General features: G+C 64.0%; 28 protein-coding genes and 1 pseudogene. 11 read left to right on the top strand and 18 right to left on the bottom strand.

Going from position 1 to position 26,014, the window contains the following annotated elements; genetic code table 11:
• Positions 1-156, bottom strand: a pseudogene (locus tag NCS03_RS07805) (1,2-phenylacetyl-CoA epoxidase subunit PaaA); the annotation flags it as partial.
• 311 nt (positions 157-467) lie between these two features.
• Positions 468-875, bottom strand: coding sequence for a DUF4148 domain-containing protein (locus tag NCS03_RS07810; RefSeq protein WP_250529021.1), 408 nt, complete (start codon positions 873-875; stop codon positions 468-470).
• A gap of 55 nt (positions 876-930) precedes the next feature.
• On the opposite strand from NCS03_RS07810, the gene NCS03_RS07815 reads away from it, so the two are divergent.
• Both NCS03_RS07815 and NCS03_RS07820 read left to right on the top strand, forming a co-directional pair.
• The gene (locus NCS03_RS07815) at positions 931-1,122 is read left to right on the top strand and encodes a hypothetical protein (protein ID WP_250529022.1); all 192 of its coding nucleotides are present in this window, start codon (positions 931-933) and stop codon (positions 1,120-1,122) included.
• Positions 1,123-1,169: 47 nt separating this feature from the next.
• Positions 1,170-1,496 (top strand): DUF4148 domain-containing protein, encoded by a 327-nt coding sequence (locus NCS03_RS07820; protein WP_008349535.1) that lies wholly within the window; start codon positions 1,170-1,172, stop codon positions 1,494-1,496.
• Positions 1,497-1,656: 160 nt separating this feature from the next.
• Here the strand turns inward: NCS03_RS07820 and NCS03_RS07825 are convergent, their stop codons facing one another.
• The 3 genes from NCS03_RS07825 to NCS03_RS07835 all read right to left on the bottom strand — a co-directional run bounded on the left by NCS03_RS07825 (position 1,657) and on the right by NCS03_RS07835 (position 3,720).
• Complete coding sequence (locus tag NCS03_RS07825; protein ID WP_250529023.1) at positions 1,657-2,772, bottom strand: hypothetical protein; 1,116 nt, start codon at positions 2,770-2,772, stop codon at positions 1,657-1,659.
• Between the two features lie 173 nt (positions 2,773-2,945).
• A complete protein-coding gene (locus NCS03_RS07830) occupies positions 2,946-3,155 on the bottom strand; it encodes a hypothetical protein (protein ID WP_008349530.1) in 210 nt (69 codons plus the stop codon).
• Positions 3,156-3,333: 178 nt separating this feature from the next.
• Positions 3,334-3,720 carry a hypothetical protein gene (locus NCS03_RS07835; protein ID WP_008349529.1) on the bottom strand — a complete coding sequence of 129 codons (387 nt, stop codon included), beginning with the start codon at positions 3,718-3,720 and terminating at the stop codon, positions 3,334-3,336.
• Between the two features lie 160 nt (positions 3,721-3,880).
• On the opposite strand from NCS03_RS07835, the gene NCS03_RS07840 reads away from it, so the two are divergent.
• Entirely contained in the window at positions 3,881-4,639 is a 759-nt protein-coding gene (locus tag NCS03_RS07840; RefSeq protein ID WP_008349527.1) for an SDR family NAD(P)-dependent oxidoreductase, read from the top strand.
• A gap of 107 nt (positions 4,640-4,746) precedes the next feature.
• Here the strand turns inward: NCS03_RS07840 and NCS03_RS07845 are convergent, their stop codons facing one another.
• The 4 genes from NCS03_RS07845 to NCS03_RS07860 all read right to left on the bottom strand — a co-directional run bounded on the left by NCS03_RS07845 (position 4,747) and on the right by NCS03_RS07860 (position 9,123).
• A complete protein-coding gene (locus tag NCS03_RS07845; protein WP_008349526.1) occupies positions 4,747-5,994 on the bottom strand; it encodes a porin in 1,248 nt (415 codons plus the stop codon).
• A 558-nt stretch (positions 5,995-6,552) separates the two neighbouring features.
• Positions 6,553-6,825: a hypothetical protein gene (locus NCS03_RS07850; RefSeq protein ID WP_008349524.1), complete on the bottom strand. Its 273-nt coding sequence runs from the start codon at positions 6,823-6,825 to the stop codon at positions 6,553-6,555.
• A 101-nt stretch (positions 6,826-6,926) separates the two neighbouring features.
• Positions 6,927-8,084 carry a Rieske 2Fe-2S domain-containing protein gene (locus tag NCS03_RS07855; RefSeq protein WP_034473459.1) on the bottom strand — a complete coding sequence of 386 codons (1,158 nt, stop codon included), beginning with the start codon at positions 8,082-8,084 and terminating at the stop codon, positions 6,927-6,929.
• Positions 8,085-8,202: 118 nt separating this feature from the next.
• The gene (locus tag NCS03_RS07860) at positions 8,203-9,123 is read right to left on the bottom strand and encodes a LysR family transcriptional regulator (RefSeq protein WP_034473457.1); all 921 of its coding nucleotides are present in this window, start codon (positions 9,121-9,123) and stop codon (positions 8,203-8,205) included.
• 97 nt (positions 9,124-9,220) lie between these two features.
• Here NCS03_RS07860 and NCS03_RS07865 point away from each other — a divergent pair, with 97 nt between their 5' ends.
• Positions 9,221-10,138 carry a DMT family transporter gene (locus NCS03_RS07865; protein WP_250529024.1) on the top strand — a complete coding sequence of 306 codons (918 nt, stop codon included), beginning with the start codon at positions 9,221-9,223 and terminating at the stop codon, positions 10,136-10,138.
• Between the two features lie 12 nt (positions 10,139-10,150).
• Here the strand turns inward: NCS03_RS07865 and NCS03_RS07870 are convergent, their stop codons facing one another.
• Positions 10,151-10,798 carry a DUF938 domain-containing protein gene (locus NCS03_RS07870; protein ID WP_250529025.1) on the bottom strand — a complete coding sequence of 216 codons (648 nt, stop codon included), beginning with the start codon at positions 10,796-10,798 and terminating at the stop codon, positions 10,151-10,153.
• 348 nt (positions 10,799-11,146) lie between these two features.
• Here NCS03_RS07870 and NCS03_RS07875 point away from each other — a divergent pair, with 348 nt between their 5' ends.
• The 3 genes from NCS03_RS07875 (at position 11,147) to NCS03_RS07885 (ending at position 14,308) form a co-directional block, all read left to right on the top strand.
• Positions 11,147-11,713, top strand: coding sequence for an ankyrin repeat domain-containing protein (locus tag NCS03_RS07875; protein ID WP_008349512.1), 567 nt, complete (start codon positions 11,147-11,149; stop codon positions 11,711-11,713).
• Between the two features lie 143 nt (positions 11,714-11,856).
• The gene (locus NCS03_RS07880; RefSeq protein ID WP_250439795.1) at positions 11,857-13,035 is read left to right on the top strand and encodes a hypothetical protein; all 1,179 of its coding nucleotides are present in this window, start codon (positions 11,857-11,859) and stop codon (positions 13,033-13,035) included.
• Positions 13,036-13,066: 31 nt separating this feature from the next.
• Positions 13,067-14,308 carry an MFS transporter gene (locus tag NCS03_RS07885; protein ID WP_034473453.1) on the top strand — a complete coding sequence of 414 codons (1,242 nt, stop codon included), beginning with the start codon at positions 13,067-13,069 and terminating at the stop codon, positions 14,306-14,308.
• Between the two features lie 135 nt (positions 14,309-14,443).
• Here NCS03_RS07885 and NCS03_RS07890 read toward each other — a convergent pair whose 3' ends face one another.
• A complete protein-coding gene (locus NCS03_RS07890) occupies positions 14,444-15,829 on the bottom strand; it encodes an FAD-containing oxidoreductase (RefSeq protein ID WP_250502159.1) in 1,386 nt (461 codons plus the stop codon).
• A gap of 238 nt (positions 15,830-16,067) precedes the next feature.
• On the opposite strand from NCS03_RS07890, the gene NCS03_RS07895 reads away from it, so the two are divergent.
• Positions 16,068-17,381: a cation:proton antiporter gene (locus NCS03_RS07895; RefSeq protein ID WP_008349504.1), complete on the top strand. Its 1,314-nt coding sequence runs from the start codon at positions 16,068-16,070 to the stop codon at positions 17,379-17,381.
• A gap of 31 nt (positions 17,382-17,412) precedes the next feature.
• On the top strand, positions 17,413-17,991 hold the full coding sequence (locus tag NCS03_RS07900; RefSeq protein ID WP_250529026.1) for a P-loop nucleotide/nucleoside kinase family protein: 579 nt from the start codon (positions 17,413-17,415) through the stop codon (positions 17,989-17,991).
• Here the strand turns inward: NCS03_RS07900 and NCS03_RS07905 are convergent.
• The 3 genes from NCS03_RS07905 to NCS03_RS07915 all read right to left on the bottom strand — a co-directional run bounded on the left by NCS03_RS07905 (position 17,988) and on the right by NCS03_RS07915 (position 20,705).
• On the bottom strand, positions 17,988-19,097 hold the full coding sequence (locus NCS03_RS07905; protein ID WP_175983248.1) for a saccharopine dehydrogenase family protein: 1,110 nt from the start codon (positions 19,095-19,097) through the stop codon (positions 17,988-17,990). The two genes, NCS03_RS07900 and NCS03_RS07905, sit on opposite strands and share 4 nt — an antisense overlap.
• A gap of 150 nt (positions 19,098-19,247) precedes the next feature.
• Positions 19,248-19,703, bottom strand: a complete 456-nt coding sequence (locus NCS03_RS07910) for an Lrp/AsnC family transcriptional regulator (protein WP_008349499.1) — start codon at positions 19,701-19,703, stop codon at positions 19,248-19,250.
• 111 nt (positions 19,704-19,814) lie between these two features.
• A complete protein-coding gene (locus tag NCS03_RS07915) occupies positions 19,815-20,705 on the bottom strand; it encodes a LysR family transcriptional regulator (RefSeq protein ID WP_034473445.1) in 891 nt (296 codons plus the stop codon).
• Between the two features lie 160 nt (positions 20,706-20,865).
• On the opposite strand from NCS03_RS07915, the gene NCS03_RS07920 reads away from it, so the two are divergent.
• Both NCS03_RS07920 and NCS03_RS07925 read left to right on the top strand, forming a co-directional pair.
• Positions 20,866-21,384: a Spy/CpxP family protein refolding chaperone gene (locus tag NCS03_RS07920; RefSeq protein WP_034473444.1), complete on the top strand. Its 519-nt coding sequence runs from the start codon at positions 20,866-20,868 to the stop codon at positions 21,382-21,384.
• Between the two features lie 118 nt (positions 21,385-21,502).
• Positions 21,503-21,931: a PGDYG domain-containing protein gene (locus NCS03_RS07925; RefSeq protein ID WP_250529027.1), complete on the top strand. Its 429-nt coding sequence runs from the start codon at positions 21,503-21,505 to the stop codon at positions 21,929-21,931.
• A gap of 6 nt (positions 21,932-21,937) precedes the next feature.
• Here the strand turns inward: NCS03_RS07925 and NCS03_RS07930 are convergent, their stop codons facing one another.
• The 4 genes from NCS03_RS07930 to NCS03_RS07945 form a co-directional block, all read right to left on the bottom strand.
• Positions 21,938-22,303, bottom strand: coding sequence for a DUF3022 domain-containing protein (locus NCS03_RS07930; RefSeq protein WP_250529028.1), 366 nt, complete (start codon positions 22,301-22,303; stop codon positions 21,938-21,940).
• Between the two features lie 38 nt (positions 22,304-22,341).
• Complete coding sequence (locus NCS03_RS07935) at positions 22,342-23,133, bottom strand: YhfC family intramembrane metalloprotease (RefSeq protein ID WP_250439798.1); 792 nt, start codon at positions 23,131-23,133, stop codon at positions 22,342-22,344.
• Positions 23,134-24,225: a LacI family DNA-binding transcriptional regulator gene (locus NCS03_RS07940; RefSeq protein ID WP_034473442.1), complete on the bottom strand. Its 1,092-nt coding sequence runs from the start codon at positions 24,223-24,225 to the stop codon at positions 23,134-23,136.
• Positions 24,226-24,328: 103 nt separating this feature from the next.
• Positions 24,329-25,297, bottom strand: coding sequence for a 2-hydroxyacid dehydrogenase (locus tag NCS03_RS07945; protein ID WP_250529029.1), 969 nt, complete (start codon positions 25,295-25,297; stop codon positions 24,329-24,331).
• Positions 25,298-26,014: the final 717 nt, after the last annotated feature.

Consider the following 26,014-nt stretch of genomic DNA (forward strand, 5'->3'; position numbering starts at 1 on the left):
CGTCTTGCGATACGCCTCGGGCATCCAGTCCTGCGGCTCGATCTTGCCGTCGGCCTGCATCACCGCGTCGAAGCGGGCTTGGGCGGCGGAGGGTGCGGCTTCGTGGCTTTCGGCTGCGGACGTCGCGCTGGGGAGGTCGAGGGATTGCGTGTACATGCGGGGCTCCGCCGTCTTTTTGAGATGCGATGGAGCGAGTATATCCATTAACCGACCGTCCGGTTTATTAATTTTGCATGCAACTATGTCGATATAGATAGCGTCGCGTTAACCCGGAATCGAGTCCGACCCATGAAGTCATCCGCACGCAAAAAAGCCCAGCCGAAAGCCGGACTGGGCAAAACCACCGGTGATTGGGTGGCAGAGGTCGCTTCACGTTCACGCAAATCGTGCGAAAGCGCATTTCGAGTTTTGTATGCAATCGACCAGAACCGCTCGCATTGCGGGGGCTCACCGCCGCTTCCTGACGCTCACTGCCCGAAGAACGCGCCTTGCGTATCGACCCGCATGCTCGCACGGCCCGATTGCGCCGCCGCACCTGTCGAAGATCCGTATCCTTCTGCCCGCGCCTGCGCCGCACGCATATCGCCAACGCGCATTTCGGCCGCCTGCAGTTTCGCCGGGTACGACGCGTCTTCCGCGACCGGCGAATAACCTGCCTTCTGAAGTTGAACGAGTTCACCACTAAGTTCTGCACGGCCCACTGCCGCGCTGAACTGGGCGAACGATGCGAGCGGTGCGGACATCACCACGACTGCGACGACTGCGTTGACCCACGATTTCATGATCAGCTCTCCCGTTTTCGATAAATCGGCCGACTCGCGGTTCGAGCCATGCCGAATGGACGACGCAGAGTGTAATTGCACAACTGCAAGCAATCATTCGTCGTGACGAAGAAGCATCTTCACGGAATCGGTAAGGATCGAGCGGCGCGTGGTAGCGCCGAAGATGCCGTGGAGCGAAAAGACCGTCGACCAGGCCAGCCCTCGCCGTCATCGCGCGGTCAGTTTCGCGCAATGCAATGAAGACTCGCGCAATTATTCCGATATCGACAAAGATCATTCAACGGAAACGAGAATGATCTTCGGCAAGCGCGTCTTTACACTCCGTTCACAAGCTGCTTAAGACGAAACGGGCAGCACGATCAGAAATCCGAATCGGAGGTAGTCATCATGAAGACGTTCATTTCCGCAGTCGCCGTCGCCGCTGCCCTCGCCGTTCCCGCTCTGTCGTTCGCGCAGCAATCGGATGCGCCGCTGAGCCGCGCTCAGGTACGCGCCGAACTGGTCCAACTCGAAAAGGCAGGCTACAACCCGAACATCAGCGACCCGTCTTATCCGTCGAACATCCAGGCAGCGCAAGCCCGCGTGAGCTCGGAGCAGCTTGCGCAAGTGACACCCCAATCGAGCGCCTACGGTTCGGTCGCCAATGGTTCGTCGCAATCAGGCCGCATCACCGGCGTTCAGCCGCGGGCGCTCGGTACATACTTCGGCCAGTAAGTTCAGATAGCGTCGACAGACGCATCGCATAAGCAGCAATGCATAGGGCGACATCGTATCGATGTCGCCCTATGCATTTTGCGTGCGGAATACATCATGCATGATGGCATTTCGCACTTTGCATGATCGCTATCGACCTTGCCGGCTCAGACGCTCGATGTCAGTTCGCCGGAATAGTCACGACCGGCGACTTCGCCGTGTCCGTGACTTCCGCAAGCGCCATCAGATTCTGCACGACCGTGAACGCGTATTTCGAATCGAAGTCGCTGCGATCGATCCAGTAGTTGGCCTTGTCGTAGAGCACGCTCACGTACGCATCCTGCGGCGCCTTCTCGCCAACTTTCACGATGATCGTCGGCCGCGTTTCTCCGCCGATCAACCCGATGCCCGGCTTGGTCGCGCCGCTGCGCACCTGCTCGTCAGGAACGGCGATCTGCGCGCCGAGATCGGTGAGGATGCCGAGCACCGAGCGCGTGACCATCGGGATGCGGTTGTGGTCCGACGACTGCCCATAGACGATTTCGTAAGTCTTCATCTTCGGCGAGAGGTGCAGCAGTTTTCTGACGAGCGTGAGATCGTCGACGACAGCCTTGTTCGAACCGCTGCGCGTCGCGCCGAGCGTGATGAATACGCCGCCCTTGTCGGCGCTGTTGCCCTTCGCGGCCTTGTCGGGCTTGCCGCTCTTGTCGTCATCCGCGTTGCGCGTCTCGATGTTCAATTCGCCCGCTAGCTGCAGCCTGCGAAGCGCCTGCAGAAGCAGGAAGAACTCGGGCGATCCAGATGCGTTCGGCCCGCCCAACGCCGTGCCGTTCTGCAAGCCACTGATCGACTGCGCGGTGATGCGCAACAGCAGATCGATCGGAATGCCGCTTTCGGCGAGCGGCAAGACGAGTGTCGGCGAAAGCGGCCGGATATACGCGCTGGCGTAGGCGTCGCCCGTGGTCGGCGTGAACGTGAAAGTCGGATGATTCGAGTAGGAGACGCTGCCCGTTGCCTGCGCGTAGTTCGGCTGCGCGCCGGAGCCGGCGTTGAGCACGACGCCGCCCGTCGTATCGAACGTGTACGCGGCGATGATGCTGCTCACCGTGAGAAACGACGGCGCATCGGCGAAGCGCAAGCCGACAATCGCGGCAAGAATTTCACGCTTCTTCGCATCGCCGAGCGCCCGGGCGTAATCGACCTGATCGGCCTTCAGGCGACCCGGGCCGATGCCAGCGCATCCCGCTGCGAGAAAGGCGACGGAGAGAATTGCGATCGATACGGCTTTCCTTGTCATGGCTTTATATGAGGGTGATGAGGAGGATCGTCGGCACGCAGCCGCGGAACACCCGGGCGGCGTCCGCAAATTTCATACCTTTGGACACGAACGATCCCATCCGGCGCGTTGCGCGCCGTCTCATCAACGACGTGGCGACCCGACGCCTTCGTCAGGCCCCGAGCAACGTCAGATCACGAAGCGCCGTGGTGCGGCGTGTTCGACTGCGCGTGCTCAGCCGGTGCGGATGGCTGAGCGATGTGCCGGCTCGCTTCCTCGTGTTGCGCGACGAGCGCATCGAGCCGGTCCTGCGCGAAGCGCGGACCGTCGTCGCGTGCGAAAGCTGGTGCGGCGAGCGTCGCCGCCGCAAGGACGATGACCGTGGCGAAAGGCGTTCTTTTCATGATTCACCCCGCGATTGAGCGCGGCAAGCCCCGGGCGTCGCCGCTCGACTAGCATCGCACATCGAGGGAAATGCTGCGCGGCGCGGCGCTTTTGTCGTACAAACGCTGGACGGCATGGTCTCGGAATTATTTAGCAACCCGTATCAATAAGTCGCTTTCATTCGCGCGCATGTGATCATTAGAAAAGATGCGGCGGCGTGCGGTCGGTCATGTCGCGCGGCAAGGTCTCGTCGAGCTCGAACTCCACACTCGGATAATCCTGCAGACGGCCGCTCACCTCCGCTTCGCGTTCGCTCGTGAACAGCCCGTCGAGATAATCGAACGTCAGCTTGCCGACGAGCGCCTTCAACGCAAGTTCGGCGCTACGCTTCGGCTCCGTGGCGATATCGCCCGAATCCATGCAGGCGCAGAACTGGCCGTTCTTCGAATCCATTCCGCCGATGTCGATCACCTTGCCGTCGACGTTCTGCGCGAGCACGCGCTGCTCCACCGCAAAGAGTCTGAACGGGCGTTCGAGACTTGCGGGCGGCTCCGAAGGGATTTCCCTGCTTTCACGATCGGCCATGGTGCGTTCTCCGGTTTGCACATTGATCGAGACGGTGCAGCAAAGGCCGCGCCCGCAATCTGTGCATTGCAGCATCGACGCGCCTTTCTGCGCACGTCGCGCCGTCCTACGATGAACCATCGGCCACGCAATCGAAGGAGCTGTCACCGTGAATGGAACCATGAGCGGCAAAATCGCGGTCATCACCGGCGCGAGCCGCGGACTCGGACGCAACGCCGCATTGAAGCTCGCGCAGGCAGGCGCCGGCGTGATCGGCACCTACAACCGCAACGCGGACGCGGCGCGCTCGCTCGTCGATGAGGTCGCGAAATCCGGCGGCAAGGCGGCCATGCTGCCGCTCGACGTCGCGCATTGCGACACCTTTGCCGCTTTCGGCGACGCGCTGTGCAAGACGCTCGAAGATACGTTCGAGCGCGAGAACTTCGACTTTCTCGTGAACAACGCGGGCATCGGCATTCATGCGCTCTTCGCGGAGACGACGCCCGCGCAGTTCGACGAACTCGTCAATATCCAGCTGAAGGGACCGTTCTTTCTGACGCAGACGCTCCTGCCCTATCTGCATGAGGAAGGCGCGATTCTCAATGTGTCGAGCGGACTCACGCGTTTCGCGTTGCCGGGATTCGCGGCCTATGCCGTGATGAAAGGCGGGATCGAGGTGCTCACGCGCTATCTCGCGAAGGAACTCGGGCCGCACGGCATCACGGTGAACACCATCGCGCCGGGCGCGATCGAGACGGATTTCGGGGGCGGCGTCGTGCGCGACGATCACGACACGAACCGGTTCGTCGCGGACAACACGGCGCTCGGGCGCGCGGGTGTGCCGGACGATATCGGCGGCGCGATCGTGGCGATGCTCTCGGACGGCAATCGCTGGATGACGGCGCAGCGCGTCGAGGTATCGGGCGGGATGTTCATCTGACACGAGGAAATGCGCCGCGCGCGGACAAAAAAAACCGGACGCCGAGGCGTCCGGTTTTTTGCATGCCACATGCGTAATGCCTAATGCATCACGCCGCGAAGCATCGCTTAGAAGCGGTGGATGATACCCACGCCCGCTGCGAACATGCTGCGCGATGCCGACGGCGCGCTTTGGAAGCCATCGCCGATTGTCGCGTTGGCGGCCGTCTGACGGTTCGTCGACGTGTTCGACGGAACAGCCAGCGTGTTGCCGTTCGCGCGCTGGAATGCTTCCAGTGCGTACAGGCCCGTGCGCTTCGACAGCGAGTAGTACTGCGAGAGGTTGAACTGGTGGTACGACGCTGCGTCGTTGATGCCGTTCGCCTTGCTGGCCCACGTGTAGCTGTAGCCCGCTGCGAAATCCCATGCCGACGTCGCCTTCCAGTGCAGCACCGTGCCGGCCGTGTTGAACACGGCTTCGTCGGTGAAGCGCGAGTTCACGCCCGGAATGTACTGAACGTTCGTGTACGTGACGGAGATGTCCCACGCGCTGTTGAACTGGTAGCCGCCTGCAACCGCGAAGCGCTGCTGCGCTTGTGCGCGCTGGTAGCCAGCCGTCACCGCCGACACGCCCGGCTGACCCGAACCATCGGTCGCTGCCGTGCTGTTGATCGTCGTCGAGCTGCTGCTGTAGATGCCGCCGCCTTCCGCCGCGTTGTTGATGCGCGAGAACGCCACCGTGCCGCCGATCGGGCCTTGCTGATACTGCAGCGCAGCCGTCCAGGTCGAGCCTTGGTACACGCTGTCAGGCACGCCAGCGAAGGAGTACGAGCCGCTCACCGTCAGGCCGTAGAACTTCGGCGACGTGTAGACGATCGAGTTGTTCGCGCGGTAGATCGTGTCCAAACCGTCCAGATCGCCCGGGTGCGCGCCGAAGTAGCCGGTCAGCCAGTTCGTCGGGCTGTACGGCGAGAGCAGCGTGTAGTACGAGGTGTACTGGCGACCCGCAGTCAACGTACCGTATGCCGGGTTCGTCAGACCGACCCATGCCTGGCGGCCGAACAGCGCGTTGGTGAACTGCGCTTGTCCGCTGTTGATGTCGAAGCCCGATTCCAACTGGAAGATGGCCTTGTTGCCGCCGCCCAGATCTTCGGCGCCCTTCAAGCCGAAGCGGCTACCGGCCCAAATGCCCGATCCGGTCTTGATGTTCGAGCGGCCCGGATTCGTCTTGGCCAGGTTGGTCTGGCTGCTTTGATAGACGATCGAATCGTCGACGATACCGTACAGCGTGACGCTGCTTTGCGCGAACGCCGGTGCCGCGGCGGCGAACGCCGTGGCTGCGACGATTGCTGCCTTGGTCATCGTGAAACCCTTCATTTTTTCTCCTCAAGCGGTGGGCAATTTACTTGCATGCGAGTCTTGGAACCGGTGCCGCCGTGGCGACTTCTTATGTTTCAACTCGTAACTTTTATCGCTGGCAAGTGTATGGCTTACAGTCCGAATCCGAAAGAAAGACGCGGTTTTGTGTCGTTTTTTTTCACTGTCTGGTTAACCAGTATTTTCTGGTTCGCAGATATTGGGCAAACGGTCACGAAACTGACAGAAAGCTGACAGCAATGTGGCGCGATGACGGTCCGAGCGGGGCCGAATCGACGGCGCGGCGGCTAGAGATAACGAGGGATTCGACCGCAGTCAGAAAGGACGCGGCTTGACGGGACAAGGCTTGTCCGCTTTCGGAGATACAAGCCAATTGCCATTCTTTGGGGACGGGAAACGCGATAGCCCGAACAGGCTCGCGGAAAATTCGCGTGCGTCGTGCAGGCGACGGTCGACGGCGCTGCATCGGAATAGATCTGACAGTTACCCGACGATGCGCAGACGCGAAATTGACATCGGGCGAACGCGCTGCAAGCTTGCGTCGCCCGACCGGGTCGGCTAGTGCTCGATCTTCGAGCGCAGTTCGCGCGCCGTTTCAAGCAGGCCTTCGTAGCCCGAACGCGCATGCGAGGGCAGATCGGGATCGCCGACGAGCGTGCCGAGCGTCTCGATGATGCTGTACAGAATGCCCTTCGCCGCGCCCGCCGCCATCTTGCCCGCGGCGTAGGACTCGTCGACGTGCGAGATGGCCGCATCGAAATGCTCGACGTCCGGATGCGCCTCGCCGATACCCGATGCGTCGTCGCGCGGCTTGGTCGGGTCGCTGTTCATGATGATGGTCCTCCGTGTGTGGTTTCCGCTCTCTGCTCTCTGTATAGCGCCGCGGCGCGAAGCGTGCAATCGGGTGCGAGCGAGGCACAGCGCCGCACGCCTCAGGATGCGGGCAGTTCCTGCACCGGCTGGATGACGTGCACGCGCCGGGCGTCCCGCGGGCCCCTGCCTGCGCCGTGAGGCACGCCGCGCTCCATCAAAAGCGCGCGCAGCTCGACGATGACCGGGAACACCTCGTGATTGTGGTCCGCGCCCTGCCGGTCGTGCGCCTCCTGCTCGCGCTCGACGATCCAGCGATCCTCCTTGAAGATGCGCTCGGTGAACCACACGAGCAAGGGCCACGCGGCATCGAGCAGGCCGGGGATTTTCGGGCGGCGAATCGACAACAGGCCGAACGTGCGGTTCGTGCGCTGCTCGGCGTCGAGCGGCACGTAGGCGATCCACAGGTCCATCACCATCGTGTCGTCCTTGGTGCGGATCTTGAGCGTCTGATACGGGTACTCGGTGCGGATCGTCATCACGTCCTTCTGGCCGTCGTCGGGCTTCGAGCCGCGCTTTTGCCCGAAGACGAGCGCTTCGCCGATCGGCTGCTTGCCCGCTTCGCGCGCGAACGTGTAATCGACTTCGATCCAGTCCTCGCCGCGCCGTCTGCCGAGCGAGCGCGCGCGCATGCTGCCCATCTGCCGCCGATGCAGGAACTGATGGTTCATGTCCATCAGATTTTCGTGCATGAACGAGTAGTGGCACTTCACCGCGCGGCCGAAGCGGCGCGTCTTGTATGCGCGATCGGTGGCGGAGCCGAGATCGGGAAACTTCGCGGCATCGGCGAGCGCCGGGTCGCCCGTGAACACGAAAACCAGCCCGCCCGCCTCGCGGCACGGATACGCGCGCACGCCGTTAGGCAGGCGTTCGCGTCCGAGATAAGGGATGTCGGTGCAGCGGCCGGTGCAGTCGTAGGTCCAGCCGTGATAGCAGCAACGGATCGATTCCCCGTCGACGACACCCGCCGACAACGGCACCTGCCGATGCGCGCAGCGGTCTTCCAGCGCGAAGACCTTGCCCGAGGCGGTGCGTACGAGCACGATCGGATCGCCCGCGAAACGCACGCCGTGCGCACGCCCCGCTTTCACCTCGCGCGACCACGCGAGCGGATACCAGTGATCGGGATGAATGTCGACGCGGCGCAGATCCCGCGGCGGCTTGGCGGGTGTATCGGTTGATCCGGCTTCCTGCTCGCCTTGCGGCAACGCTGCGTGCATGTACGACGCCTCCGGTGAAGGGAGATCGGTTTGAACGCCGCGAGCCGCGCGGCGCAATGAACGACCACTCGCAGTCTACACGGCGTCGCTCATTTCGGCGCGCGCCGGATTCTCGCGCTCACGCTTGCTGCCCGAGATGCGCGTGCAGATGATCGATCAACGCGCGCACCTTCGGCGGCAGAAAGCGATTCGGCGGATAAAGCAGCCACACCGGTCCCTGATACGCGCGCGCCTGCATGTCCCAGTCCGCGAGCACGGCCTGCACGCTGCCCGACGCGAGCGCATCGCGGGCGGCGAATTCCGGCAGCGCCGCGATGCCGAGCCCGTCTTCGGCCGCGTCCAGCCGCGCGCCCGCGTGATTCGCGATATAGCGCCCGCGCACCGCGACTGTCACCGTTTCGCCGTTGTTGCTGAAGCGCCAGCGGTTGTCGTCGGCGGTTTCGCCCAGATGGATGCAATCGTGCAGCGCCAGCTCGCGCGGATGCGCCGGCGCGCCACGCTCCCGCAGATAGCCCGCCGACGCGCACAGCAGCCAGCGCACGCGTCCGAGCGGGCGCGCGGCGAGCCCTTGCGGCGGATGGCTCGTCGCGCGGATGACGAGATCGACGTCGCTGTCGAGCGGATCGATATCGTGATCGCTGAAGACGAGCTGAAGATCGACATCCGGATACGCCGCGAGAAACGCCGGCACGAGCGGATGAATCACGGACTTCGCGTAAGCCGTCGGCGCCGACAGCGCGACGCGGCCCTGCGGCTTGCCCGACACCTGCCCCGCCGCATCGACCGCGCCGGACGCCGCCGCGGCCATGTCGCGGCAATGCCGATACACCTGAAGCCCCGACTCGGTAACGCGGATCTTGCGCGTCGAGCGCTCGAGCAGCCGCGTGGCGAGCGCCTCTTCAAGACGCTTGATCTGGCGGCTGACCGTCGACGGCGTGCTGCCCAGTTGCCGCGCCGCGACCGAGAAGTTGCCCGCATCGACGACGCGCGCGAATACGGCCATGTCCGGCATCAGGTCGAAAAGATCGGCGGGATTCATTTGTGCATTCGTGACAAGAAAGCTGTGCGACTGAAGCCGATTATCGCGCGGAACGCATCATTCGACAATGACGGCTACCTTCTCACGGAGCCGCTCCATGACCGTCCGACGCCTGCCTCCTCTTTCCGATCTCCTGCTCTTCGCCGTCGCGATGGTGTGGGGCAGCAGCTACGGCATCGTCAAGAGCGCGCTCGCGTTCTATCCGGTGCTGGGGCTGCTCGCGCTGCGCTTCGGCATCACGTTCTGTCTGCTCGCCGTCAACCTGCGGCATCTGCGGCACGCGAGCGCGGCGACCCTTCGCGGCGTGCTCGTTCTCGGCTTGCTGCTGCTTTCGATTTTTCTAGCTGAGACGTTCGGCGTGCTCCATACGCGCGCCGCGAACGCCGCGTTTCTGATCAGCTTGTGCGTCGTGCTGACGCCGCTCGTCGAATGGGCGCTGCTCAGGCGACGCCCCGGCGCGGCCGAGTGGCTGGCGGTCGGCGTGTCGTTCGCGGGCGCGTGGCTGCTCGCGAGCGACGGCGCGCTGTCCTTCGACTTCAATGCCGGCGATGGACTGATCCTCGCCGCCGCCGTGCTGCGCGCGCTGTCCGTTTGCGTGACGAAGCGCGTGTTGCGCGCGGCTCCCCTGCCCGCGCTTACGGTGACGGCGGTGCAGGCGGGCGTGGTCGCATCGGGCAGCGCGGTCATCGCGTTGGTTTTCGCGCCATCGCAATGGCAGTCGCTGCCCGCTCTCGCCGGTCACGGCATGTTCTGGGGATCGGTGCTGTATCTCGTGTGCGCGTGCACCCTTTTCGCCTTCTTCGCGCAGAACTACGCAATCGGCCACAGCAGCCCGACGCGCGTCTCGCTCCTGATGGGCAGCGAGCCCGCGTTCGGCGCGCTCTTCGCGAGCGCGTGGCTCGGCGAACGTGTGTCGATGGCGGGCTGGATCGGCGGCGGGATGATCGTCGCGGCCTCGCTGATGGCGACGGTGTCCTGGCGCGGCATGTTCGCAGCGCGTCCGGGCGAAGCGTGAACACGGACGTCGTTACGCGGGTTTTTTGAATACGACGCTGAAGTTACTGGCCGGCATCGCGACCGTCTCGACGAACGCGAGGCCGGCCTTCTCGCCAAGCGCCTCGACTGCTTCCATGTCACGCACGCCCCAGCGCGGATCGCGTGCGCGTAGTTGCTGATCGAAGGCTTCGTTGCTCGGGGCGGTATGCGCTCCATTGCGCCGATACGGCCCGTAGAGGTACAGTACGCCCCCCGCATCGAGACGCGCGCCCGCGCCGCGAAAGAGCGCCTCGGCCGCTTCCCACGGCGCGATGTGGATCATGTTGATGCACACGATGGCCGCCACGTTCGCGATGCCCCAATCGTCGTTGCGCACATCGAGCGCGAGCGGCGCATTCAGGTTGGCGAGCCCCGAGTGAGCGCGCCATGCGGCGATGGATTCGCGTGCTTCGGCATCGGCATCGCTAGGCTGCCAGACGAGGCCCGGCAGTGCAGCCGCGCAGTGCACGGCGTGCTGACCGGTGCCGCTTGCGATCTCCAGCACGACGCCGCTCTGCGGCAGGACGCGCGTGAGGACCGATAGAATCGCATCGCGATTACGTTCGGCGGCGGGCGCGCGGCGGCGCACGGCAATGTCGGGAGGCGGCGTATCGCCGGAGGCGGATGGTGTCGGATTCATTGCGAGAGCGCGTGCGGGCGCTTAACGGTCGATTCGCGACGAGCCTAATGGGACGCACGAAGACGCGTCAAGCGACATAACGGAGAACCGCCAATGCTGACCGGCATGGCGCGATTCGTGCTGTCCCGAAGCGCGCGGAAAGCGCGGATTGCAAGCAAACCTGTGTATGCTCCCGGTTGATCCCGCGTCCGCTTTCGCATTTTGCATGCATGCGCCGTGCATTCTGAATGCCAGATGGAATGCATTTCGAACGCGTGCAAACCGCCGGCGCAGCATGACATCGAGCGCGCCGATGCATCCCGACAAACTCTGGCCCGCGCACGCGGCGCGATCGAATTGGAGTGAACCATGCAGCACGATCCGAAAGAGCCCCCGACGAAGCAATCCAGCGATGGCCCCGATGACGACATGATCGCGTTCGCGAGCGAGGTCTTCGATGTCGCTCGCCGCGGCGACGCCGCGATGCTCGACGCGCTCCTGACCAAGGGCCTGCCGCCGAATCTGCGCAACGACAAGGGCGACAGCCTCGTGATGCTCGCGAGCTATCACGGTCACGCCGACGCCGTGCGCGTCCTGCTTCAGCACAACGCCGATGCCAACCTGCGCAACGACAATGGCCAGACGCCGATTGCGGGCGCCGCGTTCAAGGGCTTTCGCGAGGTGATCGAAACGCTGCTCGAACATGGCGCGGATGTGGAAGGCGCATCGCCCGACGGGCGCACCGCGCTCATGATCGCGGCGATGTTCAATCGCGTCGAGATCGTCGACTTGTTGATCGCGCGCGGCGCGAACCCGGATGCGCGCGATGCCGGCGGCTTCAGCGCACGCGATGCCGCCGAGAAGATGGGCGCGCCCGACACCGCGGCACGGCTCGCGAACGCATCGAACGGCCATGCGCGGCCATCCGAAGCGTGAAGCGTCGATTGGCACAATGCACTTCGCATGCATGATTCAATCCGCGAACGAACGACGCCTCGCGCGCGTCGAATCGATCTGACAAGCACCGATCCAACAACGAACCAGACAAGCAGGTGACTCGCAACCATGGAGCTTTTGCGATGACAGGCGGTATCTCGCATCGGGGTGATGCGTCGCCGACAGACCTTCACGCGCTTGGGCGCGCATGCCGGGCGGGCCGCGTCTTCAATGCAGCCGCACGTCTGTCGCTGTGCGTGGCCGCGTTCATCGTCGCCATCGCGAGAACGTTGCGCGCGCTGCGCGTCACCGCGAGCCTTCCGGTCATCGCCGCCTTCGCGCTCTCCGCATGCGGGCTGATGCAGCAACAGGTGCCCGCGCCGATCGTCGAACACTCTTATATTCCGGCGCCGGAAGAAGCCGGCTCTGCCGAGCCCGAAGAACCTTTGCCCGCCGTGCAGGCGCCGGAGCCCGCGTCTGCCGTGAAACCCGCGCCGGCGCCGAAACCGAAGCGCCGCATCGTCAAGCCGAAGCCGCCGGAGCCGGCCGTCACGCCACCGCCTGAACCGCCCGAGCCGCCGCCTCCGCCGCAGATCATCTCGACGCGCATCATGCAGCACGATCAGCTGCACGGCCTGCTCGACGCCGAAGTGCAGCGTCCGGACGGCAAGGTCGTCGGCCGTGCGGTGGACATGTACGTCGATGCATCCGCGAAGCCGAAGCTTCTGATGGTCAATCTCGCGGGCTTCCTCGGCGTCGGCGACCGCAAGGTCAACTTCCCGTGGACGGCCTTCCGCTTCACGCCGAATTCGAAGACCGCGCCGATTACCTTCGTGCCGCCACCACCGCCCGCGAAGGGCAAGCCGGCCGAACCGGTGCCGAAGCCGCAGCCCGTTGCGGAGGCGCCCGCGAACTTCATGCAGCTCGTCGATTCGACGGTGACGCAAAGAAGCGGCGCGCGCATCGGACGCGTGGTCGACGTGCTCGTCGACGCTCAGGCGCAGCCTCAGGCGCTGGTGCTCGATCTATCGAGTTCGCTCGCGGGCGACAAGCGGCATGTCGCGGCCAACTGGGGCGACCTGCATGTGTTTTCGCGCAACAAGCAGTGGCTGCTGCAGATGGATTTCAACGACGCGCAACTGAAGGCCGCGCCCACCTACTCGCCCGAGCAGCCGATCAAGATCGTGTCGCCTGTGGTGCCCGCGCCGGCGACGGCTGCGAGCGCGGCATCGGCATCGGCATCGACTGGCGCGGCGAGCGCGACGGCTTCAGGCGCGGCGCCGGCGCAAGCGCCCGCTTCCGGCGCGCGCCTGACGAGATAGCGGATAACGACATCGATAACAGAATCACAACATGGTAATTGCACGCAGTCTGCGCGCGCTCGACTGGCTGAACTTCTTCGTCGCCAACGTGCAGACCGGCTTCGGCCCTTTCATTGCTTCGTATCTTGCGGCCAACAAATGGACGCAGGGCGAGATCGGCCTGATGCTTTCCGTCGGCACGATCAGCGCGATGGCGAGCCAGTTGCCGGCAGGCGCGCTCGTCGATGCGATGCGCAACAAGAAGTTCGCTGCTCTCTCGGCGATCATCGCGATCATCGTGAGTGCGCTGCTGCTCGCCGCGAGCCCGACGTTCGTGCCGGTTTTTGCGGCCGAAGTGCTGCACGGTTTCGCGAGCTGCATGCTCGTCCCGGCGATGGCGGCGATCTCGCTCGCCCTCGTCTCACGCGCCGATCTCGGCGACCGGCTCGGCCGCAATGCGCGCTGGGCGTCGATCGGCAGTGCGCTGACAGCGGCGTTGATGGGCGCGTTCGGCGAGTATCTGTCGCTGCGCTCGGTGTTCTTCCTGACGGCCGCGCTCGCGTTGCCGGCGATCGTCGCGCTGCGCATGATTCACTACGATGCGCCGCCCGTCGTGCCGCGCGCACCGCCGGGCAAACCCAAGCTCACGCCTGAAGGCGAGGAACGCGAATCGTTGCGCGAGTTGCTGAAGGACAGGCGTCTTTTGATTTTCGCGGCGTGCGTGGTGCTCTTTCACCTGTCGAACGCGGCGATGCTGAATCTCGCCGCGGGCGAAGTCACGGCGCACATGGGCGACAACGTTCAACTCGTGATTGCGGCGTGCATCATCGTGCCGCAGTTCATCGTCGCGGCGTTGTCGCCGTGGGTCGGACGGCAGGCGCAGAAGTGGGGACGCCGGCCGGTGCTGATTCTCGGGTTCTGCGCGTTGCCTATACGCGCGATTCTGTTCGCGGGCGTGAGCAGCCCGTATCTGCTCGTGCCGGTGCAGATGCTCGATGGCATCAGCGCAGCCGTGTTCGGTGTGATGCTTCCGCTGATTGCGGCGGATGTCGCTGGTGGGCGCGGGCATTACAACCTGACGATCGGGTTTTTTGGGCTGGCTGCGGGCGTCGGGGCGACGCTTTCGACGGCGGCGGCCGGTTTTGCCGCGGATCGCTTCGGCACTGCGATGAGCTTTTTTGGGCTCGCCGGGGCCGGGGCGCTTGCGGTGTTGATGGTGTGGCTTGCTATGCCGGAGACGCGTATCGCGAATGCGGTGAAGGAGGATGAGGCTGAGCCGTCGGTGAAGGTTTGAGGGCTTCGTTTCTATTGTCTCTTGCTCATGCTTCGGTGAAATCCTGCGTTCGTGTCGGTTTATTAGCGTTGCCCCGCACAGGGGCAACGCCACTAGACCACTAAGAACACGGGATCCGGCGAAACAAAGAAAAACTCACTCAAAAGGCGTCAACCCCTCAAGCAAAGTAGGAATCAACTCACTCACCGTCGGATGAATATGCATCGCCCGCTGCAACGTCGTATAGGGCGCATCCGCATTCATGATGTCGATGAAGGCATGAATGGCCTCATCCCCTTCGATGCCATAAATCGCCGCCCCTAAGAACCGCTTCGTCCGCGCATCCACGAGCGCCTTCATGAAGCCATCCGTCTCACCGCGCTCCCGAGCGCGCCCCACCCGCGACATCGGCATCGTCGCGATAAGCGCCTCGCGTCCGTCCCTGCGCACGTCTTCCTCGCTCATCCCCACACGCGCGAACGGCGGATCGACGAAAACCGCATAAGCCATGATGCGCGTATCGACGCTGCGCGATTCGCCGTCGAGCAGATTCGAAGCGATGATCTCGTAATCGTTCCACGACGTATGCGTGAACGCGCCGCGCCCGTTCACATCGCCGAGCGCATACACGCCATCGACTTTGGTGCGCAACTGGCCGTCGACATCGATCATGCCGTGCCGGTTCACCGCAATGCCCGCATGCTCCAGACCGAGATCGTCGGTGTTCGGCGTGCGGCCCGTCGCGAACAGCAGATGCGATGCATCGATGACCTCATCATCGCCACTGACGATACGCACGCCACCTGCCATCGGCTCCACGCGCGACATCTCCGCGCCGAAGCGAAAGTCGATGCCCTCACGCACGAACACGTCCTGCATCGCGCGGGCGACGTCCTCGTCCTCGCGTGTGAGGATCCGTTCGCCGCGCACGAGCAAGGTCACGCGGCTGCCGAAGCGCCGGAACATCTGCCCGAATTCGAGCGCGATATAACTCGCCCCGACAATCACCAGATGCTCCGGCACTTCGGTCAGTTCGAGAATCGTCGAGTTGGTCAGATACGGGACGCGTTCGAGCCCATCGACCTTCGGCACCACCGCGCGCGTTCCCGTGTTGATGATGATGAGGTCGGCGTCGATCTCCTGCGTGGAACCGTCGGCCGCCTCGATGGACAGCGCGCGCGGCCCTGTAAAGCGCCCGTGTCCCTTGAAGACCGTGAGATTGTGCGTGCCGCGCAGCCATTTCTCGATGCCCGTGCGCGAGCCGCCGATCACCTCGTCCTTGCGCGCCTTCACACGCGCCATGTCGATGCGGATGTCGCCGCCTATCATCACGCCGTACTGCGCCGCCGTGCGCGCGACATGCGCGGCCCGCGCGCTCGCGACATAAGTCTTGGTCGGCGTGCAACCGACGTTCACGCAGGTGCCGCCAAAAAGATGCCGCTCGATGATGGCCGTGCGCTTGCCGCTTTCCGCGAGCCGCACGGCAAGCGGCGAACCGCCCTGCCCCGTACCGATCACGACTGCGTCGAAGTGCTGTGACATGCTCGTTCTCCCCTGGTTTTTTGCATTCGTAACGCAAAAGACCGTGCGAATGAAGCGGATGAAGAATGCCCATGCGGGAACCGAATGCATCTTACGCGCAAGTCGGCGAACAGGCAGGCGCGCTGCCCGAAGCGCGTGATTCGGATACGGGCACGGCGCGTGCTGCGTCCGAACAGAACGTCCCGCGCATCGCGGCGCGGTCCGCTCAACCATCAGCATATGAAGTCCGAAGGCATTCATGATCGAGACGATGTGGTTTCTCGTCGTCGGCGGCGTGCTCATTTTCATGGGCCTCGCCAGTTCGACGTTCAAGCACCTGCCGGTCAGCACCGCGATGTGCTACCTGGCGATCGGCTTCGCGATGGGTCCCGCGCTCGCCAATCTGCTGACACTCGACCTCGCGACCGATGCAACGGTCCTCCGGCGCATCACCGAAGTCGCGATGCTCGTGTCGCTATTCGCGATCGGCCTGCGGCTGCGCGTGCCGCCCACCGATCGCATCTGGCTTCTCCCGGTTCGCCTGGGCTTCGTCGCCATGATCCTCACCGTCGCCGCGCTCACGCTGTTCGGCGTCTATGTGCTCGGTCTCAGTTGGGGGCCGTCGCTGCTGCTCGCCGCGATGCTCGCGCCGACCGATCCGGTGCTCGCGCATGACGTTCAGGTCGAGACGCCCGGCGACGTCGACCTGCTGCGCTTTTCGCTGACGGGCGAAGGCGGACTCAACGATGGCATCGCGCTGCCCTTCGCGCTGCTCGGCATCGCGGTGTGCCGCTTCGAGGCGTCGCCAAGCGAAGCGTTGCACTGGAACTTCGCATTGCAGGCGATATGGGGCATCGCGGGCGCGCTCGTGAGCGGCTGGCTGCTCGGCGCGCTGTCGGTGCGGCTTGTCGCGTATCTGCGCACGCGCCACGGGCAGGCGCTCGGACCGGAAGGTTTCTTTGCGCTCGGCCTCATCGCGCTGTCGTACGGCGTCGCCGAATTGCTGCACACGTACGCGTTTCTCGCGGTCTTCGCAGCCGGTCTCTCCATGCGCCGCGTCGAGCAAAAAGAAAGCGGCGACAAGTCCCCGCGCCAGGCGGTCGGCAAGATCGATGCGGACGACGTCGGCGCCGCCGCAGCCGATCCCGAACGCGCGCACGCCTTCATGGCCGAGCGCGTGCACGGCTTCACGATCGAACTGGAGCGCATCGCCGAAGTGGCGATCATGCTGATGGTCGGTGCCGTGCTCGCGACGATGTGGCGCGAACTGCTCTCGTGGCGGACCTGCGCGCTCATCGTCGCGCTCTTTCTTGTGCTGCGGCCGGCGGCGGTCGAGGCGTCGCTCATCGGCTCGCAGGCGACGGGCGCGCAAAGACGTCTCATGAGCTGGTTCGGCATACGCGGCGTCGGCTCGTTCTATTATTTGCTCTTTGCACTCGAGCAAGCGCCGCATGACGTGGCCGCGCCGCTCGTGCCGCTCGTCATCGCGACGATCGCTGCGTCTGTCATCGTGCACGGCATCACCGCGACGCCGCTCATGAAGCGATATCAGCGCGCGCGAACCGATATTTAGCGATGCAACTATCATCCAGGACCGACCCGGCGTGAAGCATCTGATTTTCTTCTGCGGTCATGCCGGCACCGGCAAGACGACGCTCGCGAAGCAACTCTTCGCGCCGCTCATGCATGCGACTGGCGAGCCCTTCTGCCTGCTCGACAAGGACACGCTCTACGGTGCATACAGCGCCGCGGCGATCGGCGCGCTCACCGGCGATCCGCACGATCGCGACAGCCCGCTTTTCATAGAACATTTTCGCGATCCGGAGTATCGCTGTCTCATCGATACCGCCGCCGAAAATCTCGCGCTCGGCGTGAGCGTCGTGATCGTCGCGCCGCTGACGCGCGAGGTGCGCAATGGACGCCTTTTCGATCGCGCGTGGCTCGGCATCGATGACGATGTCGCCATAAGCGTCGTCTGGGTGCATGTCGATGAAGATGTGGCGCGCGAACGGATCGTCGCGCGCGGCGATCCGAAGGATGCGTACAAGCTCGCGCATTGGGAGGAATATCGCAAGCGCCTCTTCGTCCCCGATGAAGCGCTCGCGCGGACGCTCGTGATGTTCGACAACACGACGCCATCCGGTGAAGCCGGCGGCGAACTGGTCGCGCGCCTCGTCGCTTAAGCCGCCGCGAGCTGGCGTGCCGTCGCGACCGCGTTGGCGCCTTCGTACAGCTTGCCGAAGCGGTTGTTGAGGAACGCGTCGAGCGGCACCTGCTCCTGACGCACGAAGCCGCTCTGCGGCAGCACGCCTTCGCGGAAGAGATCCAGTTCCGCGCAGATCGCGCCGGCGGTCGTGATCTGGATCGCGCTCATCGGCACGCCGCACACATCCTTCGCGAAGATCTTGCGCGTGAACACGTCCTGCACGAGTTGCCCGCGCCGCATGCCCGTCACCGTGACGAAGATCAATACGACGTCCTGTGCCGTCGAAGGCACCGCGCGCTTGAGCATCGTTTTGAGACCGTCGCGATCGGTGGACATACGCAGATCGTCGAGCAGGAACTTCATCAGATCGCGATGCCCCGGATAGCGCACCGATTTGTAGTCGAGCGTCTCGACCTTGCCGGCAAGCGTTTCGCAGAGCGTGCCGAGCCCGCCCGATGTATTGAACGCCTCGTACTCGATGCCATCGAGCGAAAAATGCTCGACACCTTCGAGCGGCTGCACCCATTGCGTGCGGCCTTCGCGGATCGCCTCGCACGGCTGGCAATACTCGTTGATGAGCCCGTCGATGCTCCATGTAAGGTTGTACTTCAGCGCATTGGTCGGAAACTCGGGCAGCGCGCCGACGCGCATCTTTACTTCGCGCACGTCGTCGAGACGCTTCGCCAGATCGTGCGCGACGATGCCGATGAAGCCCGGCGCAAGACCGCATTGCGGCATGAACGCGAGCTCGGAGTCGTCGGCGATCGCGCGGATCGCGTGCGTCGCGCGCACGTCCTCGGTGAGGTCGAAGTAATGCACGCCCGCCGCTTTCGCCGCCGATGCGACGTTGATCGCGAGGTAATACGGCAGCGCATTGATCAGCGCGTCGAAACCGATCAGCGCCTGACGAAGCGCGGGCGTATCGGCGGAATCGACGCGGCGCGTCGGGATGCCTTGCGCATCGATGAGCGCGAGCGCGTGTTCGTCGCGATCGAAGGCGACGACGTCGAAATCCCCCGTTTCACGCAGCAAATGCGCAATGCTTTGACCGATCAGTCCGGCGCCGACGAGGGCCACTTTCATATTCGTCTCCTGTATGTGCGAGTTAGGCCGATACACCTGTTCACACAGTTTAGGAGCGCGCGAATATTGATCCTAGACGCAAAATGATGCGCTTCGACGACGGTTTTCGTCGTTTCGACGATCGATCGATCCCGTTTGTATCGTCGAGTCTCAACCGGCGCGATCGATCTTGCGCGCGAGGATGATCGACGTCGTCGTCCGTTCGACGCCTTCCAGCACGCCGATCTCGTCCAGCAGGTCGTTCAGGCGGTCCGGCGAATCGGCGCGCAGCCATGCGACGTAATCGAATTCGCCGCTCACCGCGCAGAGCAACTGAATCTCCGGCATGCGTGCGAAGCGCTTCTGCAGATCGCGGCCGTATTTCGGCGTGAGCTTGATGCCGACGTACGCCTGAATGCTTGCATCGAGCACATCCTGGCCGAGCCGCACGCCGTAGCCCGCGATCACGTTGTTCTTCTCGAGCCGCGCCATGCGGGCGATCACCGTCGTGCGCGCAACGCCCAGTTGCCGCGCGAGATTCGCGACGCTCTCGCGCGCGTTCATCTGCAGAAGCGCGACGAGATTGCGATCGATGTCGTCGAGCTGATCGAGGCGCGGCGGTCTCATGTGGGCGTCGTCCTTGGCGTTTTGTGTTTTGGGTTATGCGTTTTGAATGCCGTCTGGCATCCGGCATTTTGTGTTTGCATTATCGCCGAGACGCTGCGATACGAACGCCGGTCAGACACCGAGCTTCGTCACCATGAAATCGACGAAACTCGCGAGCTTGGGCGTCGCGCGCGTATCGCGCGGATAGACGAGATGAACGGGCGAAGGCTTCGGCAGAAAGTCCTGGAGCACCGCGACGAGCGCGCCGCTCTTCAGTTCGTCTTCGACGAGCGCATGCGGTTGAAGCACGAGGCCGAAGCCGGCGAGCGCGGCCTTCCTGAGCGCCTGCCCGTTATTCGTGCGAAAGCGCGCGGACTGCGTGCGGCGCGCATGCATCGCCTCGTCCTCGCCTTCGAGCCGCCAGCTCGCCTCGCGGCCGAGATGCAAGAAGCCGAGGCACTCGTGGCTCGCGAGATCGGCGGGGGTCGCGGGCGTGCCCGCGCGCGCAAGATAGGAAGGCGACGCGCATACCGTCATCGCATACGGCTTGAGCGGCCGCGCGACGAAGCTCGAATCGGCGAGCGTGCCGATACGCACGGCGGCGTCGAATCCTTCCTCGACGATATCGACCATGCGGTTGGTCAGATCGAGCTCGACGCTGATCTGCGCGAACGCCGCGAGAAACTCGGTCACGGCGGGCGTGACGAACTGCACGCCGTAAGTCAGCGGCACGGTGACGCGCAATACGCCGCGCGGCGTCGCGCTCATCGATTCGGCGAGGGTGTCGGCAGAATCGACTTCCGCGAGAATGCGGCGGCAGCGTTCGTAATATTCACGGCCGATCTCGGTCAGGCTCTGACGACGCGTCGTGCGGACAATGAGACGCGCATCGAGCCGCGCCTCCAGCGCCTGCAAGTGCTTGCCCGCCATCGGCGCCGAGATCGAAAAGCGCTCGGCCGCGGCGCTCAGACTGCCCGCCTCGACGATCGCGACAAAGACCCGCATGCTCAACAAGGTATCCACTGCGTTTTTTCCAGAGACGTTTCGAATGTAAGCAGTTGTGGCAATGCGGGCGAATCCGCATGCAATCGTGATACTAATATCCGCCGAAGGCGTGATCTTCGCTGCTTTGCATGCAGCTTACGAAGCACGCCGCTTCCTATATCGATCGAAGGTACTTTGAATGAAAAGAACACTCGTTGCATTGGCCGCTTTCTGCGCACTGAGCCCGGTTTTCGCGCAGAGTTCGGCGCCCACGGCCGCATCGGCGCCCGCCGCGCAGGACGCTGCGTCCGCACCGGCCGCCAGCAAGCGCGAGGCGCGCGTCGAGGAGCGTATCGCGGAACTGCATTCGAGCCTCAAGATCACGCCGCAGCAGGAAGCGCAGTGGTCGAAGTTCGCCGATGTAATGCGCGACAACGGCCGCACCATGGCCGATCTGTACCGCCAGCGCATCGCGCAGCGCGACACGATGTCCGCGCTCGACGACATGAAGCAATACGAGCAGATCACGCAAGCCAACGCGGACGGCACGAAGCGGCTCGTCGAAGCTTTCGAGCCGCTTTACGCGAGCCTTTCGCCCGAGCAGAAGAAACTCGCCGATACGAGCTTCCGCTCGGAGCACGGCAAGGCGCGCCGCGGCGGCGCGCATCATCGTTCGCGCGCGGCGGGCGCGGATGCGGCATCGACGACGAAGCCCTGAACGAGCGCCGGGTCGGAAAGCCCGCATCGCATGATGCGGGCTTTTTTGCGTCCGCCGAGTGCAAAATGACGCGAATGCCGTTACGATCCGCTCCCTCACCATCTTCGCCGATCGCACCATGCTCCATCTTTCGCAACTCGATCTCGCCACCGATCCCGCCGCACGCCGCGTCGTGAAGGACGAAGCCGTCACCGTCGAATTCGCGGCTGCCGCGGGCGAACTCATGAGCCTCGAAGGGCCGAACCGCTATGCAAGCGGCGATGCGATCGTCACCGCTTCCAGCGGCGAGCGCTGGGTCGTGTCGCGCGAACGCTTCGATCCGAAGTACGTGCCGGAAGGCGGCATCGCGCACGGCGAGGCGGGCATCTATCGCAACCGTCCGAACGTCGTGCTCGCGAAGCAGATGCACGAACCCTTCTCGATCGCGCGATCCGCGGCAGGCGACATCCTCACCGGCGATGCCGGCGACTGGGTCATGCAATACGCGCCGGGCGATTTCGGCGTCGTGAAGGCAGCGCGCTTCGCGAAGGTCTATCGCGAAGCCTGAGCGCGCTCACGCGAAGTCCTCGCCCATCTCGATGTCCACTTCGCGCGGCACGGTCTGGCCGTCCGCGTACATCTCTTCGAGCGATCCGAGCGTCGCTTCCACATAGGCACGCAGCACCGCGTAACTGCGCGCGTGCATGCGTGGCGGCGACGCGCGATAACGCGCGAGCGCGGCCGGATCGAAACGCACGTCGATCGTGATGCGCCGCGCGCTCGAACCGAAGCGCATCGCCACGTAATGAATCACGAGCGATGTGCGGCCTTCATCGTCCTTGCGTTCGGCGAACTGCGTCTGCTCGGGAAAGAGATCGCAGATTACATGCGCGAGCATGTCGATATCCGCGCTCGGGCAGTCGTATTGATAGTCGTCCATTCGATGTCGATATTTGATTCAGGCAGGCGCGGATGCGCTCAACCGCCGCGCGCCGCGGCTCGCCGGTAGTAGCGCACGAGCGCCACCGCGACGATCGCGCCGAGCACGAGATACACCGCATCGGCGGCGATGAGCGGCACGAGCCGCGCCTGAAAAAGCGCGGCTGGCAAGCCGACGAGCGCATGCGCGGCAACGAGGACTGCGAGCGCGTGGCGCGAACGCTCGCGCAGCATTTGCCACATCAGCGCGGAAAAGCCGAGTTGCAGCACGAACGCACTCGCACGCTCAACGAGGAAGATGCCCGCCGACACCGGCGACAGACTCATCAGCACGAGATGAATGCGCGCGATCGCTTCGAGCGGCGCGGTCGCGAAATGCGCGTCGAGCGTGCCGCGATTCGCGAGCACCGCATAGACGATCCATTGCACCTGCACGAGCACGCCGACGATCCACGCCTCCGCCCCGCCGTGCCCGATGCCGTAGCCGAGCGCCGGACCGTGCCGGTCGAGCGCGTCAGGCTCGCGCGAGATGAGCCATTTCATCGCGAGAAAGCGTCCGACTTCCTCGCACAGCCCCGCCGCGAGCGCGCCATAAACGACGAACACGGCCGGACTGACGAGCCACGCCGACGTGACGGGATTGCTCAGCATGAAGCCGTGCAGCGCGCGTTCGATGACCATCGCGAAGAGCGCGAACACGGCGATGCCGAGAATCGCGTAGCGCGGCACGATCGCGAAGCGCGGCCGCAGCTTCCTGTACAGCACGATGGGCATGGCCGCGATGATGAGCGTCGCGAGCGCGAGGCTCAGCAACGTCGTAACACTGATCATTCAGATTCCTTGTGAAGCTTGTTGCTCGTCGTTGTGATTCGCGCGTGTCGTCGATGCGCGCACGACGAGTTCGCCCGGCAGCAGACATTCGCGCGCGGGCATCGCGGCGCCGCCGAGACGCTCATGCAGAAATTCGACCGCGCGCCGGCCGATATCGTACGTCGGCTGGCGGACCGCCGTCATGCCGGCGAGCTGCGCCCATTCGGAATCGTCGATCGACATCAGCGCGACGCTCGCCTGCCAGTCCGCGCCGTGGCGTTCCTTCAGATGCACCGCGACGCGCAGCGCGACCGGCCCGTTCGCCGCGAAGAGCGCGACGCGCTTGCCCGCGGCTTTCGCCGCCGTGACGCGCGTGTCGAGTTCCGCGAGCGCGGGCGCCGCATCGGCGAGATCGATCACGAGCGTCGAGCCGCTTGCATGGAGCGCCGCGACGGTTTCGCGAAACGCGGCTTCGCGCAGACGCCGCGAGCTGACATGCGTGACCGGCTGCACGACGAACAGCAGCTCGTCGAAACCTTCGTCGACGAGATGACGCGTCGCGATCTGCACGGCGGCGGGATTGTCGAGCCCGACCATGTCGGTGATGAAACCTTCGACCGAGCGATCGACGAGCACGACCGGAATGCCGCCGCGCGCAAAGCCTTGCAGCAGTTCTTCCTTCACGCCGAGCGCGTTGACGATGACGCCTTCGACGCGATACGTCGTCAGCAATTGCAGATAGCGCCGCTCCATGTCGATCTCGTTGGCTGCGTGACAGATGAGCGGCATATAGCCGAGCGCGTGGCACGCTGCTTCGACGCCTTGCAGCACTTCGACGGAATACGGGTTCGTGAGGTCGGCGAGCAGCATGCCGATCAGACGATTGCGGCCGCGCTTCAGGCCGCGCGCCATCTGATTCGGCCGATAGTCGAGCTTGGCGATGGCCGCCTCGATGCGCTCGCGCAGATCGGGCGACAGCACGCCGAGCTCGCCGTTCAGATAGCGCGAGATGCTGGTCTTGCCGGTGCCTGCTTCGCGGGCGACATCGGTGATGGTCGCGCGGCGCGCGCCGAATGCAGGCGGGCGGTTCGTCAATGTGGGGTCGTCGGACATAGTGGTCGTGGGCGCGCGCTTCGCCGTGAAGCGAGTCGCGATGCCGTCATTATCGTTCTCCTCGCATCGCGCATGTTAGCGCATGACCGGGCGACCCACGGTTTCAGCGCGCGAGCACGTCGGGATTGACGATGTTCTGCGTGAGCGTGCCGTTCAGTGCGCCGATGAGATTTTTCGCGGCGTTTCGCGCCATCGCGTGACGCGTTTCGTGCGTGGCCGAGCCGATATGCGGCAGTGCGACGACGTTTTTCATCGCGAGCAGCGGCGAGTCGGCGGGAAGCGGTTCCTGCTCGAACACGTCGAGGCCTGCACCGCGGATCGTGCCGTTTTTTAGCGCATCGATGAGCGCGTTTTCATCGACGGTCGGTCCGCGCGAGGCGTTGATCAGAATCGCGCTCCGTTTCATTTTCTGCAATTCGTTCGCCCCGATGAGACCGCGCGTTTCCGGCGTGAGCGGCACTTGCAGGCAGACGAAATCGGATTGCGCGAGCAGTTCGTCGAGCTCGACACGCTTTGCGCCGTATTCCTTTTCGGCCTGCTCGTTCGCGCTGCGATTCGTGTAGAGCACGTTCATGCGAAAGCCGAGCGCCGCGCGCCGTGCGACGGCCCCGCCGATGCGTCCCAGGCCGACGATGCCCAGTGTCTTGCCTTGCACGTCGACGCCGAAACACGCTTCACCGATGCTTGCCTTCCAGTTGCCTTGCTTGACCCATTCGGCGAGTTCGACGACGCGGCGCGCGCTTGCGAGGATCAGCGCGAAGACCGTGTCGGCGGTGGATTCGGTGAGCACGTCCGGCGTGTGCGTAAGCACGATGCCGCGGCGGGTGAGGTCTTGCACGTCGAACTGGTCGAAGCCTACGGAGATCGTCGACAGTGCTTTCAGGCGGTGGGCGCCTTCGATCATGTCGGGGGAGATCTTTATGCTCGCACCGATGGCGCCGTCGGCGGTTGTTAGCGCTTCCACGAATGCGGCGTGGTTTTTCGGATCGATGTTCACCACTTCCGCGTGGGCGCGGAGATAGGCTTCTACGTCGCTTGGCAACGCCTTGTAGGCTACGATTTTTTTGGTCATGGTTTGCTTTGTCTGGGTTGGTTGGCTCGGGCTTCTGTGGAATCCCGTTTTCGTGTCGGTCTATTGGCACTGCCCCTGTGCGGGGCGGCAGTCACTTTCTTTGCCGTCGACCAGAGTTAGCGCTTTAGCGCTTACTCTGGTCCTGTGTAAAGAAAGCAACCAAAGAAAGCAGCTTCCGATACGCCCGCGGTCACACGCAATTTGGGTAGTCCTCTCGTCCATCGTGGGCTGCCTAACGAGTGCCCTCAGACACCTAATCGGGCTTGGCTCGCGCACGGTCTGTCACATCGCACCACACACCAAACTGGTTCAGCACCATATAGCTCCGGCCCGCTTCGCGGCCGACCGGTCAATCGGGGATGCATGTGCTTCTCTACTAATGCCTCCGTCTCACTGCACTGGCAGCCCGTCGGTTTCCCTTGCAGACCCGGCGGCAGCGCGTAGCGCTGTGCCGAAGCAGTTTCGTGCTGAACCAGTGTCCTTGGAAAACTAGCTCGTCAGACCGCGCGCGAGCCAAGCCCGATTAGGTGTTTGAGGGCACTCTTTAGGCGAGTGCCACCTAGGACGAGAGTACTACCCAACGTGCGTGTGACCGCGGGCCGTGACGAGCTGCTTTCTTTGGTTACTTGTATATTGAATCTGGCGTCCGGAAGCTGATCTCTCCCGTTCGCTCGAAGCGGTAGCCCGTTTGTGTTACATGGGCTCACAGCCCGAAAG

Origin of the sequence: Caballeronia sp. ATUFL_F1_KS4A (assembly GCF_023630905.1) — a bacterium.
Taxonomy (GTDB): Bacteria; Pseudomonadota; Gammaproteobacteria; order Burkholderiales; family Burkholderiaceae; genus Caballeronia; species Caballeronia zhejiangensis.